A 14,494-nucleotide genomic window follows, 5' to 3' on the forward strand; every position below is an offset into this window, starting at 1 on the left:
ATGATCATTGCTGAACAAATTTATGCAATTGTCAAAGGCCTTCCTGAAGAACAAGCCAATGAAGTTCTCTCATTTGCAGAATTCATTCTTGCTAAACATTTAATGACTCACCAATCAGCACAGACATTAGATAATACTGTTGCTTGGAAAGAACTGGTTGATTCACTAGCTGGGGCTTGGGAAGATGACTTCCCTTCTTTGGAAGAAATTCGTACCGCATCAGGATATTAACGAATTTTCTAGAGTTTCGGGACTAGCGATCGCAGATTAGTATTAATTACCTAACTTTAATCTTAAGTTTCACTAGTCATCAACAACTCAGTACATCATTAAGTTAATATTTCCCTGGCTAAATTGATCATCTTGGAAGCTTGGGTAATAATATTGCTGCAATTGTTGGCACTTAGTGAACCATGAATAACCTAACTGGAAGCTTTTTGGATGATCTGCCAATAATTTTGGCAGGGCCAATACTGAAACATACTGACTCAAAATCAGTAACTGTACTGGTGGTACTCAAACAAGCTTGTCAGGTGGTACTTAAGGTTTATGACACCATAGATGATGGTGAAAGGCTAAATAATTGCTTACTCATCGGGCAACGTTATACAGTTGCGCTAGGAAAACATTTACACGTTGTAGCGGTTACGGCTGTGTCTGGAAATGGGGAAAATTTAACGAGCCATCGCATCTACGCCTATGATTTAGAATTTACCCTACCAAACCAAACTACACTCAGCCTCGAACAAGCTTTATCTTCTCCCCGTTTTCCCTACGTTAATATTAGTTACTTCCAACATCAAAAACCAACTTTCATTCTCCCACCCCACCGCCTCGAAGATTTACATATTATCCATGCGTCCTGTCGGAAACCCCAAGGTCACGGATTTGATGCTTTACCAATTTTAGATAGCTTAATTGCCACCACCAAACAAATTCGCGATCGCCCCCAGCAACTATTCCTTACAGGTGATCAAATTTATGGTGATGATGTCGCAGATGCTTTTTTGTGGTACGCCAGCCCTTTGGGAGATATTTTACTAGGTTGGGAAGAACAACTACCCATCGGTCACACTGATCGTACACCCCAAGAATTACCAGCCGGAACGAGAGCAAAATTAGCCACAGTCAACGCAGGCTTTACGGCGGGATTACACAATAAATCAGAGAAAGTCTCTAGCCATCTTTTCAGTTTGGGTGAATACTACGCTGCTTATATCCTCGCTTGGTCGCCAATCTGCTGGCCGGATACTTTTCCCGATGTCCACACCATTACTCAAGACCCTGATGTCATCAAGTTTTGGCAAGAGTCAGTTAAATATCTCCGCCAATTCATGGCCACACTACCACAAGTCCGCCGTGTCTTGGCGAATATTCCCACATACACTATTTTTGATGACCATGATGTCAGTGATGATTGGAACTTAAATCAGGCTTGGTGTTTGCGGGTGTTGGGAAATCCTCTAGGACGAAGAGTAGTCCAGAATGCTTTATTAGCCTATGCAGTGTTTCAGGCTTGGGGGAATACACCAGAACAATTTGCTAAGGGTGAAAACGGCGAAAATCTACTGAAAGCGGCTGCGGCTTGGTCACATTTTCAAGGCAAGAACGAAAATGCAGAGAAAGCGATCGCCCGCTATGTCGGTATACCCAGTATTAATCCCCACACCAATTTACCTAATTTTGTCCTAGAAGATGGAGTATTTACCTTAGAACGCGATCCCCAAGTTTTGACTTGGAATTATACCGTCACCAGCAATTGTCACCAAGTCATTGTTTTAGACACCAGGACTTGGCGGGGATATCCAGCCGACGCAAAACCCATCGCCCCACCGATGTTATTATCTCCCAGCGCGATGCAACAACAATTACAAGCACCTTTACAACAAACAGCACACCATCAACATCTCACCTCATTTGTCATCGCGCCTACCAATGTTTTTGGTTTGCAAGTCATTGATTGGATTCACCACTGGCAATTAAAACGGGAAAAAGTGTTTTCTACAGACGTAGGCGACGCTTGGAATATTCATTTTCCCGCATTGGCGAGACTGTTAACAACTCTGTGTGAACAACGCCAAAAACTCATCATTCTTTCTGGTGATATTCATTATAGTTGCACAGCTAAGTTAGCTTACACCAGGACTCGCAATCCTCAACAACCATCGGTTTTAGTACAGTTAACTGCCAGTGCCTTAAAAAATGAAGAACCCATCACTAGAATTATTCACACCCGCTTGAAAAATTGGTTATTACCAGAAAAAAAGAGATATTGGATTGGCTGGAATCAACCGCCGAATCTACGAGAAATTTCCGCCAGAAAATTGCGTCATCATCAAGCCAAAAATAATCCTGACTGGTATTGTTTATTAGAATGGATACCACGACAAAGCACAAAAAACTTTTACCAGCTTACAGATATATCTGGTTTAGTACCTGCCCACAAACCCACTATCAACCCGAAATGGCGATGGTTAGCACCTTTGATGTTTTGGCGATCGCGCTGGTTTCAAGATGGTAGAGAAGTAGTAGGTGTAAATAACATCGCCTCAGTGCATTTTGATTTAACAGCAGTAGAAAATGACTACCAAGTTATTCACGATATTTATTGGTTCGATTCCATCTGCTCCAATCAAGTTGTCTACAGTCGTTTTAGCACTAACTTTCAACCAAATAACAAATCTTAGGGTATAGGGCATGGGGCATGGGGCATTGGGCATTGGGCATTGGGCATAGGAGTAAAATCTACCCTGTCTACCTTGTCTACCTTGTCTACCTTGTCTCCCAATCCCCAGTCCCCAATCCCCAATCCCCAATCCCCAACCCCTCACTCCACCTTGACCAAAATTAATGGGATACAAGCCCCGTCCACTTCGGCAAGCTCAGTGCATCGCTTCTGGGACGGCTTTGTTTGTGTTAAACTAATTGCCGTAGAAGTTTTCCGCGTCAAATGATAGTTTTAGAGTTGAAGGCAAAAGGGAAAACAACTCAATATGCAGCCATAGATGAAGCGATCAAGACTGCTCAATTCGTCCGCAACAAGTGTATCCGTTTTTGGATGGACAACCGAGATGTAGGACAGAAAGAGCTATATCGCTACAACACTGCATTAAGGGCTGAATACTCCTTCGTTAAAGACTTAAACTCTCATGCAACTCAGGTAGCAGTAGAAAGAGCATATAGCTCCATAGCTAGGTTCTACAACAATTGCAAGAAACAAATCCCTGGTCAAAAGGAATATCCCAAGTTTAAGAAAAATAACCGTTCGGTGGAATATAAAACCTCTGGGTGGAAACTATCAAAAACGAGAAAGCAGATCACCTTTACCGACAAAAAGGGAATTGGCAAACTCAATCTCAAAGGAACGTGGGATTTAAACTTCTACCCATTAGAACAGATAAAACGAGTTAGGTTAGTACGTCGTGCTGACGGTTACTATGTTCAGTTTTTAGTTAGTGTAGACAATAAAGTAGAAACACAACCAACGGGTAAAACTATTGGTTTAGATGTGGGATTAAAAGAATTCTACACAGACAGTAATGGGCATAGTGAACCGAACCCAAGGTTTTATCGCACAGGAGAAAAGCATCTAAAGTTTCGACAAAGACGTGTTCAAAGGAAGAAAAAAGGCTCTATCAACCGCAAGAAAGCCATTAATAAATTAGGGCGAGTACACCTCAAAATAAGTAGGCAACGTGAAGAACACGCTAAGAGAATAGCGCGTTGCGTAATCCAATCTCACGATTTGGTCGCCTATGAAGACTTGAGGATAAAAAATTTAGTTAAGAATCAATGTCTCGCCAAATCTATTAATGATGCTGGTTGGTATCAATTCAGAAAATGGTTAGAGTATTTTGGGGTGAAGTTTGGCAGGATAACTGTAGCGGTCAATCCTGCCTACACATCACAAGAATGCTCTAACTGTGGAGCATTAGTCAAAAAATCTCTATCCACAAGAACTCATGTTTGTGAATGTGGATTTGTGCTGGATAGAGATTGGAATGCTGCTATTAATATTCTGAAATTAGCCTTGAGTACGGTAGGGCATACCGGAACTTGGGTCATAGACCCGAACGCTTCAGGAGATTCGACCTCTACTCATGCTGGAGAAATCCTGTATGAGCAAGTTGGGTCTATGAATGAAGAATCTTCGCCCTTATAGGGCGGAGAGTGTCAAAAACTCTAAATACCCTTGACTGAGTTCTTGCACAGCTAAATCATAAAATTGTTTACCATGTTCAGGTGTAGCTAAGGCGGGATTAGAACCCATACGTCCATCTGGGTAACGTAATCTAAAATCTGTGGCACTATAAATTTTATGTCCAGAAACTACATTTGGGTCTAAATATGCTTGTTTAATCGCTTCTGGATAGACGTATTGGGTAACAGCTACTTCACTGGGGGTAGCATGAGAACCTTCTTGATCCCCATATAATTCTTTGGCTAGTTTATATACGGAACTGCACATGAACCAATTAGCAATTTGACATTGCACATTTTGAGCATTTTTAATTTGCAAGTCTTCCAAATGTGCATAGGTTTCTGAAAATGCAGCTTTGAGGGTGGCGATATTTCCACCGTGTCCGTTGATAAAGTAGAACTTAGTAAAACCTGCTTTAGCAAGACAAGTTACATAGTCGCGGATCACTTGAATTAAGGTGCTAGGACGCAGACTCATAGAACCAGGAAAAGCCGTGTGATGTAATGCCATCCCCACATTGATTGTAGGGGCAACCATCGCACCTGTCACTTCACCCACACCACGGGCGATCGCTTCTGCACAAATCGCATCAGTTCCTATTAAACCAGTGGGGCCATGTTGTTCTGTAGAACCAATAGGGAAAATAATCCCTGTGGAAGTTTGCAAATAACTTTCCACTTCTGGCCATGTGCTTAGATGTAATAGCATTTTCAATAAAATTCCCTTTCAATAGCCAATACGAGATTCTATCGTGTTTGGTAAAATCTCACTGGCTAACTGTAGGATTTGTATTATCTTCTAGTCTGCTTTCTACTCACACTTGGGCTGGACGCTATATTTTAGCCAAACACCACAAACTCTTAACCGCTAGATTGGTAATCTTACCAATCTGACATGAAACTATTCATTTTTACAAATATTGTTTAGGGGATGGAGTCGCTACGAGTTTTGAGAGATAAGGATACAAACTATTTACCGATACTGCTACTCTAACCTATGACACTCGGTGCGAGACTCCATACAATTTTTAACTCATGAATGAGATCGCTATTGTGGGGAAATTCGAGGAGACGAGAGTACAAGGGAAATAACCCTGATGCTCAACTTTTGATTAATCAAAAGAATAATGTTTTTTGACTGCGCTTTTAATTTCCCATGTACAGGACATTCCAGCCGGAAAGGTCACTAAATCCCCTTTACCCATCTGTACTGGTTTACCGCCATCCGGCGTAACAATTACATCACCTTCTAAAAAATAACAAGTTTCTTGAGTATCATAAGTCCAAGGAAATTTAGAGATTTCTTTTTGCCAAATTCCCCATTGGAACACACCTAAATTCTCTAGTGTTTCTTGACTTGGTTGACGCTCAATTTTAATTTCCATTGCAAACTTTCTGATTTTGTTACTTAGCAGTAGGATTGGATATCCTCTCCACATTTATCTACTAAATAACACAAGGCGCGAAAACGCAAGCCTACAAATTGATCATATAGGGGGTTAAGTTTGCACATGGGAGGAATGTGAGCAATTTTCCGCCCAAATAATACAATGTCACGCTCGAAAGGACATTGAGCCGGAATTAATTTGGCGATCAAGCAAGCTAGTTGACGATCTTGGATTTCTAAGTCGTCAAGCCATTGACGCAGGGGTTTCAAGAGATCAAATTTTTTGCGTCTACCTGCTTGTGTAGAAATATCCATAGGTTGGATGAAAGCGGATAGGACAATATCTTGATGATCTTGATGGATGACACTCATAAGCGAATTTTTACCTTTTAGATAAAGATTTGGTGAATTTTGTCGATTGTGCAACTTACCATACATTTTTTTAGAAAAAACTATCCCCCGTGCAGATAGATTAAGAACTGCACAAGTAAAGGTTAATTTTTAGAAAATTTGTAGGTAAATTAGGGGACTAATTGATATTTAAACTGACTGCATAGTCAAGAACTGTCCCGTTAAATACAAAATAACAAAGAAAAAATAAAAGTGGTATTTCTTTAACTTATCGATTTCTGATATTGCAGATAGCAATCCCATATAGTAAGTTAAAATCTCCGGTTTGGAAACTATACAGTATGTAGAGATGTGATTTTACCTAGCAAAGTTCCGAGATACTGATGTCTCAGCTATGTTTATTAGGTTTTAACCTCTACGGACAACTGATTGTATGATACGCGGTAACAAATAAATTGTGATGTACGCTACATAAATTCACCTGAATATTATTTAATAAGTTACTACCCACTGTTTGATAAGTAGAAACTAATCTTCAGCCGCAAGTGCTGGATTAACTTCTGAGGAAAGTTGATTTTATCCCCAGAATAAAATACCCTTTTCTGCTATAAAAATATCAAACGAGCGGAAGAAAAAAGTTATTAGTTATTAGTCATTAGTCACTAGTCATTAGTCATTAGTCATGAGGGAACAGTTTTTCTCATCTCTTACCTTGTCTCCCTTGTCTCCCCCTGCCTCCCCTGCTCCCCCTGCCTCCCCTGCTCCCCCTGCTCCCCCTGCCTCCCCTGCTCCCCCTGCACCCCTACACCCCTACACCCCTACACCCCTAACTTCTCCCTTCCTCCGAGGGCTAACAGCCAAACTAAGATGACAATCCAGTGTATGAGGACAATTATCCAAAAACAGCCGGTGAGGGCGTAGGCGACGGTGCAGCATAGTCCTAAGAGTCCGGCTAGGGTGAGGAAAATGGGGTGTAAGAAGGTGGGGGAACCTTGGGGGAAGAAGGTTTTAGCGTTGAGGGGATGATAAATGATAAACAGAAAGACGATGAATAATGCCCACAATGCCCATATGTACCAGTTGATGACTTCTATGGGGTGGGGAAGGGATAAAACTCGGAAGACTAATTCTTCGGAGATGGCTGGGGAAAATAGGGCTTGTAGGGCGATCGCTATATGCTCTATTCTCTTAGATGGGCTAAAACTCCAACGCAAAAAGCCGAATTTCCAACCCAAAGGTATGGCGATCGCCCCGTAAACTATTAATATCACTCCCATCACTAGCCAATCTTGGGCGCGGGGAAGTACCAAGGACGCAAGTAAGCGATTGAGCAAAATACTGAAGGGTGCAATGTTTGTCCCAGGAATAGTCAAATATCCTAAGCCCATTGTCGGTGCGAGGGGGGCGACATCGGGATTTGTACCGCCAATTTGATTGGTTCTGAGAAACCACAGTTTTGCACCATGTTTTAAGAATAAAGCGGCTAGTTCGTCGTGGGCTTGTCTCGGTAGCATTGTCCGCCAACTAGTTAACGCCGCCCAAATACTACGATTACGGTGTGCTGCTTGTCCTGTACCAGTCCCCATTAAATAATCTGCACTACTTTGCCAGTCAGCGCGGACAATTCCCAAGGGTGTTAATTGTCTTTCTAAAGCTTGACCAAGATGCACTAATTTTTGAAAGCGTAATGTCTGGGGATCGTTGGGATGATTATTTAGCCATTGCTGAATTTCGGGACGGGATTTCACCTGCTGGGTAATGACTTGAATGGCAATATACAATGCTTGGCTAGCATCTTGGACGCAAGAAGTGGCGGGGGAAACCGTCGCGCTACCTGTACCGTCACCAGTACGATAACGCGCCATCATAATTTCTAACTGTCGCAGAAATTCTGTCGCGGGGGAGAGTTTCACACCGGCAAAATCATAATCTTGGGTAACGGCGGGAAACTTCATCAACACATCAGAAATGGGGCGTGTGGCTGCCCATCCCCATTGCAAGTTACCCATATAATCAACCCAGGAATGTTTACCGGAGATGATCCCATCGGGATTATTGGCGTAAATCTGGGCGTAGGTAATGGCAAACTGTAATTCTTGGGTGATGGGTTCACGCACCACCTCCGCTAGTCCAAAAGCAAAGTGTCCGGTGACGGTGAAGGCGGGGAATCCTTCGGCTTTTTTTCCGCCAATGCCGCCAAAACTGTGGAGAAGAATGGCTTGATCACCTTCTCGCCAATCTAATAAGGCGTTGGGTGGTGCTTTGGTGGTGGGATCAAGCAAAACTTTGGTGATTGTTCCTTGGTCTTGTGATTTAATCTGCCAATTTTCATCCTTGGTGTAGGTAAGTCCGGCTGCTTGTCCCAAGACTATTTTACTAGGCTGGAGTTGCAGGAGCGATCGCGGCACTAATCCCTGGACAGTAAATATTCCTTGGGGGTTTTTACCACCGTAGATATACCAGCCAAAGGTTCCCACTGGGGAAGTTTCGATTTGTCTGGGGGTAGATGGGGGGATATTGCGGGTGTCGAATAACTGTTGGGGGATGCGGATGGTTTCTTCTACGCCATCAAATTGGCGAGTCACGCGGCTATAGTGACGCACCCGAAAAAAATCACTGGGACAAGGTGAACTCCCTGGACAAGCTGGAGGTGCAGGATATTTACTGCTAGTGGGTTCGGGATAGAGAATTTTGACTAAGCTATAAAATCTACCCGTAGTTAATACTGGTTCTTGGGAAATCCGCAGGCGCGGTTCACTATTACCGATTTCTACTAGTTCTGCATCATTTAAACTGACAATCACATCGTCATTAGGTCTAGCACCAGCCAATGATTGCAAAGGCCCCACCTGAAGACGACCATCTAAACGTGCTGGATGAATAATCCCCGCAGCTTGGCTTTTTTTCGTACTCTCGGTAAATTTGACATCTCGTTGTACAGCTTGCACGTAAGACTTTAACTGTGGTTGATCTTGCCATTCCAAGCGAATGATCTTACCAACTAAAGACTGTGCTGTGGGGGGTGCGTGTTGAATTTCTATCCATACCCAGTCTTCCCCAGGTGGGATTTGTTGTGGCGTAGGTAAAAGTAATCTCCCTATCCATTTAGCGACGGGTTGATACAAATCGGGGTTGACAGTTTGATTGAGGGGATAATAGGTGGTTTGATTAAAGCTTTGGCGTTCATGAATGGCGTAGTTACTTTCCGGTGAAGTGACTGATTGCGATCGCGGATCAAACAGAAAAATAGCGATCGCACTGATCATCACCAACAGCACAAAAACCCCAAAGCGAATTTTTCTCCTGGGACGTAACTTTAGTTTGGTAGAAGATTCTTCATTTGTCATTGCCCTGATTTGTACCCTAGTCTTCAGCCGCAGCTATGCGATTATATAATGCTGCGATCGCTTTTATATGACATGAGCTATCCTTAACCATGCTTCAGCAATGAAAATTAAAGTTTTAATGTAGCTTTCCCACAATCGCCATACCATACATATTTTTACTACATTCAAAATATACTTTCGTCTAATTTAAAATTGGACAAATATGCGGCATTTCGGTCTTTCAGTATCTTTTTTGTCTATTTTATTTCTTGTGAATATTCACGAAAATTGATATTTATAGAAATAAATATGGTTGCGTAAAAATAATAGAGCAACATCAAAATAAAAAGCTCACGACTTTCTGAAATAGTCAATAAATATCATCTTCCGTGGTTAAATGTACAAGCCATAACTACTAAGGAATGACAACATGAATTCACCTTCTCTTACTTTCGCAAACCTGTTAAAAATTACTCTATTTTTAACAGGTTTAGTATGTGGTGGCAGCCTATTATCTGCACCAGCATCAGCACAAGCTTTAATTGAAAATCCAATTTCAGACTTTAGTTCTGGAGAACCTTCTAGCTTTGCAGGTGCAGCTATCTATATTACTCCTGGTGCTTACTTATCCAGTATTGCAGCTGAGACTGTTGCACCTAGAGGAACTTATTTTGCAGGTATCAATGGGACATATACAGTCACCGCAATTTCATACATAGATCCCATTACTCACGTATCGACACCACGCTTAACACTCCACACTGGTGGACTAATTGCACTGCCGTACAATGTAGCTGGATCTATTCGGGGTGCTATAGTTGATAGACTTAGAAATGGTAATCTGACACTAGATGAATTCACAGCTATTGTTAGGGCTGCTATTGGTAGTGATGGTTTAGATTAGTAGAGATATCAACCATTACCCTGTAATTAATCACAGATTTTTCATCGTAAAATTACATCTTTTCTCTAACTTATACCAATTCTCTATGAAGTTGCGCCAAATAAATGATGTATAGACGTTGTATGCAACGTCTATACAGTAAAGAAAAAAGTGCATCTTTATCAAGAAACGGTATTAGAAAAGATGTAATTTAAGTTTATTTATTAATAAGTTATGTAGTCAAAACTTTAAAAGCTGAAACCACCTGAAAAATTAGCCTCAAAGATATCTCCACTCATCCCCATACGAGATTCCCAAAATGTGCTGTTACGGGAATTATGACGTTTAATAATTAACCCATAGGAAACATCATTAATTCGATTTCTTATACCCTGCTCAATACTGGTAAAATTCTGGAGATAAATACCTAAAGACCACTTAGGATTTATTTGCTGAACTCCTTCTAGAGTATAAAAAAACAAATCTCTTATTTCTAAAGAAGTGTTAAGCTCTAACCCTGTGTTGAATGCTAATTGACCCTGAAATATTCCCGAAGTGGTGAGACTATTTTTATCATCTATCAATATAACTCCTGTAGTTAAAGAATAACTGATATTTCGGTCTTGACGATTAAAAAAGTAACTCAGATTCAAATAATTAGGATTTTGGAAATTAGCCGCACTATTCCAAGAAAATCGTAATGATGGAATGTGGTTAGTAATAGCTTGAGTATTCCCATCTTTATCAACTTCTAGATGAGTATGAAGATAATTCAATGACCCATTAGTATAAATCCCAATATTAGGTTCTAAAAAACCAAAATTATTAGGGACATTAAAAGCACTATTACTGTCGAGATTAAACCACATACCGGAGTTAAAACTATAATTCCAATGACTGGTAGAACCAGCCAATAAAACTTCTATGGAAGGTAAATCTAAATATCCCGTAAAAGATTGTAAATAAGTCATTAGTTGACCATCTTGACTTAATGCAATATTGTCAAAGGCAATATCAAACAAGCGAATATCAATCGGTAAAGATGTCATATCAGATGAGCTTAAGCTTTGTAAAAACTGCTGACCATTGGGAGCAGTTAAACTCACTTGTAGAGATGATGAGCGATTTGATGGAGAAGGAACAGGTACATTTACAGATGTTAAACGACCAAATCTATTGTTAGAAACTTGCGCTTGAGAAATAAACGTTTTACCTTCTCGCCAAATACGTCGGCTATCTAGAAACTGAACTGCTCGCCTATGATTTCCAGTACGTAATTGTAAAATATTAGAACGATTAGGCGTAATGATGCTAGGAAATGTTAATTTACCAGAAACCTGCTCTAAACCACTGTTACGATTAGCGATAAATAATGTTCTATTCAGCCTTTGATTGATTTGTTTTCTTTCCTCTGGTGTGGCTTTTGAGTTAAAGGTTGCAAAACTTTCCTGTCGAGAAAAACGTTCTTGAGCTTCCTGTAAACCCTGTGTTAATTTGGGGAAATCGACTAATTTAAAAATTCCGCCAATAAGCATTCCGATTGTAGTATTGGCAGTTTGTAACTCATCTATTTTGATGCCATCAAATGATAAAGATAAGGAAAGTCCAGGATTTGTGTAAATATTGGTATAAGTTGCTTTAGCAGCTAAAGAGTCATATTCTAAAAGGGTTCGATTATGGGGATAACTAAAATAAAATCTATACCAATTAAAATTTTCAGTTGTTTCTCTTACTCCTTGATAACTTTGTCTTTCGCTGAGAGGAATCCAATAGAGAGAGTTTAAATAGTATAAATTGCGCTGATTATTAGTTATAGACGAATTGAGCAAAATACTATATAAATCGAAATTATCGAACTTTTCCCTATTCCCAAGTTTAATGCCTGGAGTGGATGTAATTACAGGCTGAAATTGAGTTCTTTGTCCAGTTAAGGGATTTCCCCAAATAAAGCCTGCATCTGCTAAAGTAGCACGAGGAATTTCTGCTCCGCGAGTTAGACTTACTTGTCCTAGTAATGGTTGTAAGTTACTTGTAGGAAATGTTTGTAGAATTACAGGGTCTTTCTCAGAATTGAAACTGGAAATATTCGGAACAAGAGAAGTTACAGCCAGATTGGAATCACTTCCAGAATTAATAATAATAGGAGCAGCCGGAACTCCGACAGGATTAATCACTTCTGCCGCAATTGATTCGACCGAAAATTGATTCAGACCGATTTCTTCTGTTAATTCTTGGAGAGATTCGGGAAGAGCAAAAACTGTTTGCAAACCCCAAAGTCTTTGAGTTAATCTAATCTTCTCTCGGATAGTAGTAGCAGTTGATTCTCCTTGGTAAACAACACCACTTTGCCAACCTTTACTTTCTACTACAACCCGATTACCAGGTAATACCCAATAAAATTGATCCCTTTGAGGAAAATTAGCAAATGTAAATTGGTTAAAAACTGAATCTTCCGAGGAAAATTTAACTTTAAAATCTATGTAATTACTATTTTCTAAAGGATTGAAATTTGGAGAATCATCATTAAAATTATCTCTAGGATCAATTATCCAAGGATATTTAATAGCACTGTTAGTAATAGCATTTAAGATAAATATTTCTAATTCAGTCTTGCCCAAGCTGGGCTTTTTGTCTGCTGAATCAGGATTCTCTATTTGTATCTTGTCAGTCTCATCTAAATTATTATCTGAATTTGGTAAAGGATTACTGGGTGTAGGAATATTAATATTATTAGGAATAGAAATAGTTTTTGGTGGTACTAAAGGTGTATTTTGTGCCAGAAAATTTGGTCTTAATTTTATTTGGAACTGCAAGTATTTATATTTATATATTTCATTGTCTATTAATTTATGTTCCTTATTTGGTTGATTTTGTGCATTTACTTTGTGGATGATTAAATTATTACTTAATAACGCCAGGAATACAGATAAATTAATTACTATTCGTAAATATATTGCATTGATTCGCATTTTTTTAAGACATATGTAGGATTCATATTGAATTTCTGCGAAGCCAGGTAAACTTTTATTCCTTCTGACCCGTTACCTGGCTACGCAAATAATTTCAGTAATCAAAGCAGATTCTTATATGTATCAAATAGATTACTGAAGATGATATATCAGCAGTTTAATTATTTCTATTTAACTAGGGAATGAACTAAAGTCAGTGTAGAAAAGATATATTAGATAGTTTTGAGTATTATGTTAAGATGTGAGCAACTAACTAGCACAGTGATGCACTAGAAAAATCAAAAAATATTACTAAATTAGCTGAAATTTTTAGGGGTTGAACAGTGTTCAACCCCTAAGATAAACTTGCTTTTAAGCGTGGTATATATTGAGTATTTTCTACCATTCAATACTAGGGAATAGGGAGCGATCGCAATAATCGTTCAACAACACTACGAGAATTACGTCCTCCCCTGGTTATCAGTCGATGACACAGCACATGAGGCGCAAGCATTTTCACATCATCAGGAATAGCGTAATCACGCCCTAACAGAAAAGCTAAGGCTTGGCTGGCTTTTTGTAACGCTACCGTTCCCCGTGGACTGACACCCAGGGTAATTTCCTCATCTTGGCGAGTTGTCCGTACTATTTCCAAAATATATTGTTGCAGGGAAGTTTCTACTGTTACCTGAGAGCAAGCTTCCCGTAGTTGGGCAATCTCTGCCAAACTCATACAAGACTGTAAATTATCTACCTTAATACCCTTTTGGAGATTTTGCAGCATCTCCAATTCTTCATCCGCAGAAGGATAACCCAAACTCAAAGACAACATAAATCGATCCATTTGGGCTTCTGGAAGCGGGAAAGTCCCTTGATATTCCACAGGGTTTTGAGTCGCAATCACAAAAAACGGTTCAGGAACAGCACGGGAAACTCCATCTATCGTTACTTGATGTTCTTCCATAACTTCCAACAAAGCTGACTGCGTGCGGGGTGTAGCGCGATTAATTTCATCAGCTAACAAGATATTCGCAAACACCGGGCCAGGAAGAAAACTAAATTCACCGTTTTTAGGATTCCAGATATTAGTACCTGTGATATCCGTCGGTAGTAAATCGGGGGTACATTGCAAACGTTGAAATTTACCATCGAGTGAACGCGCCAGAGATTTAGCCAGGAGAGTTTTACCGACTCCTGGAACATCTTCTAACAAAGCATGACCACCGGCTAATAATGCTACTAAAACTAGGCGGATAGCTTCGCTTTTACCAACGATGGTACGGTTAAGGTTTTGAGTTAGAGCGTCAATTTTGTCTCTCATGCACCACAAGGGATTGGTGATTGGGCTATAAGAAACCGGAGTAGAAAACAACCTATGCCTTATTTCCCACTCCAGTAT

11 protein-coding genes are annotated in these 14,494 nt (G+C 40.1%); 4 read left to right on the forward strand and 7 right to left on the reverse strand.

Annotated elements, in window-relative coordinates; translation table 11 throughout:
• Both CV014_RS27400 and CV014_RS27405 read left to right on the forward strand, forming a co-directional pair.
• The coding region (locus CV014_RS27400; RefSeq protein ID WP_236144903.1) for a DUF2281 domain-containing protein at positions 1-231 on the forward strand (231 nt) is incomplete at its 5' end.
• Between the two features lie 182 nt (positions 232-413).
• Positions 414-2,687 (forward strand): alkaline phosphatase D family protein, encoded by a 2,274-nt coding sequence (locus CV014_RS27405; protein ID WP_236144904.1) that lies wholly within the window; start codon positions 414-416, stop codon positions 2,685-2,687.
• On the opposite strand, the gene CV014_RS27410 is transcribed toward CV014_RS27405, so the two are convergent.
• The gene (locus tag CV014_RS27410; protein WP_236144905.1) at positions 2,684-2,809 is read right to left on the reverse strand and encodes a histidine kinase; all 126 of its coding nucleotides are present in this window, start codon (positions 2,807-2,809) and stop codon (positions 2,684-2,686) included. The genes CV014_RS27405 and CV014_RS27410 overlap by 4 nt on opposite strands.
• A 141-nt stretch (positions 2,810-2,950) precedes the next feature.
• Between CV014_RS27410 and CV014_RS27415 the strand changes: the two genes are divergently transcribed.
• Complete coding sequence (locus CV014_RS27415; RefSeq protein WP_236144906.1) at positions 2,951-4,162, forward strand: RNA-guided endonuclease InsQ/TnpB family protein; 1,212 nt, start codon at positions 2,951-2,953, stop codon at positions 4,160-4,162.
• Here the strand turns inward: CV014_RS27415 and CV014_RS27420 are convergent.
• The 4 genes from CV014_RS27420 to CV014_RS27435 form a co-directional block, all read right to left on the reverse strand.
• Positions 4,157-4,909 (reverse strand): creatininase family protein, encoded by a 753-nt coding sequence (locus CV014_RS27420; protein ID WP_236144907.1) that lies wholly within the window; start codon positions 4,907-4,909, stop codon positions 4,157-4,159. The genes CV014_RS27415 and CV014_RS27420 overlap by 6 nt on opposite strands.
• Before the next feature lie 403 nt (positions 4,910-5,312).
• Complete coding sequence (locus CV014_RS27425; RefSeq protein WP_236144908.1) at positions 5,313-5,585, reverse strand: cupin domain-containing protein; 273 nt, start codon at positions 5,583-5,585, stop codon at positions 5,313-5,315.
• Positions 5,586-5,608: 23 nt separating this feature from the next.
• Positions 5,609-5,959, reverse strand: coding sequence for a Mo-dependent nitrogenase C-terminal domain-containing protein (locus CV014_RS27430; protein WP_236144909.1), 351 nt, complete (start codon positions 5,957-5,959; stop codon positions 5,609-5,611).
• A 797-nt stretch (positions 5,960-6,756) separates the two neighbouring features.
• Positions 6,757-9,285 carry a CPBP family glutamic-type intramembrane protease gene (locus tag CV014_RS27435; protein WP_236144910.1) on the reverse strand — a complete coding sequence of 843 codons (2,529 nt, stop codon included), beginning with the start codon at positions 9,283-9,285 and terminating at the stop codon, positions 6,757-6,759.
• 409 nt (positions 9,286-9,694) lie between these two features.
• On the opposite strand from CV014_RS27435, the gene CV014_RS27440 reads away from it, so the two are divergent.
• The gene (locus CV014_RS27440) at positions 9,695-10,168 is read left to right on the forward strand and encodes a hypothetical protein (RefSeq protein ID WP_236144911.1); all 474 of its coding nucleotides are present in this window, start codon (positions 9,695-9,697) and stop codon (positions 10,166-10,168) included.
• A gap of 227 nt (positions 10,169-10,395) precedes the next feature.
• On the opposite strand, the gene CV014_RS27445 is transcribed toward CV014_RS27440, so the two are convergent.
• Both CV014_RS27445 and CV014_RS27450 read right to left on the reverse strand, forming a co-directional pair.
• Positions 10,396-13,116, reverse strand: a complete 2,721-nt coding sequence (locus CV014_RS27445) for a hypothetical protein (protein WP_236144912.1) — start codon at positions 13,114-13,116, stop codon at positions 10,396-10,398.
• A 391-nt stretch (positions 13,117-13,507) separates the two neighbouring features.
• Positions 13,508-14,416, reverse strand: a complete 909-nt coding sequence (locus CV014_RS27450) for an AAA family ATPase (protein ID WP_236144913.1) — start codon at positions 14,414-14,416, stop codon at positions 13,508-13,510.
• Positions 14,417-14,494: the final 78 nt, after the last annotated feature.

This window comes from Nostoc sp. CMAA1605, assembly GCF_021596505.1.
Taxonomy (GTDB): Bacteria; Cyanobacteriota; Cyanobacteriia; order Cyanobacteriales; family Nostocaceae; genus Trichormus.

Coding starts and splice junctions, on each gene's coding strand:
- CV014_RS27415 (WP_236144906.1), top strand. CDS start 2,951: ATGATAGTTTTAGAGTTGAAGGCAAAAGGGAAAACAACTCAATATGCA.
- CV014_RS27440 (WP_236144911.1), top strand. CDS start 9,695: ATGAATTCACCTTCTCTTACTTTCGCAAACCTGTTAAAAATTACTCTA.
- CV014_RS27435 (WP_236144910.1), bottom strand. CDS start 9,285: ATGACAAATGAAGAATCTTCTACCAAACTAAAGTTACGTCCCAGGAGA.
- CV014_RS27430 (WP_236144909.1), bottom strand. CDS start 5,959: ATGAGTGTCATCCATCAAGATCATCAAGATATTGTCCTATCCGCTTTC.
- CV014_RS27405 (WP_236144904.1), top strand. CDS start 414: ATGAATAACCTAACTGGAAGCTTTTTGGATGATCTGCCAATAATTTTG.
- CV014_RS27420 (WP_236144907.1), bottom strand. CDS start 4,909: ATGCTATTACATCTAAGCACATGGCCAGAAGTGGAAAGTTATTTGCAA.
- CV014_RS27450 (WP_236144913.1), bottom strand. CDS start 14,416: ATGAGAGACAAAATTGACGCTCTAACTCAAAACCTTAACCGTACCATC.
- CV014_RS27425 (WP_236144908.1), bottom strand. CDS start 5,585: ATGGAAATTAAAATTGAGCGTCAACCAAGTCAAGAAACACTAGAGAAT.
- CV014_RS27445 (WP_236144912.1), bottom strand. CDS start 13,116: ATGCGAATCAATGCAATATATTTACGAATAGTAATTAATTTATCTGTA.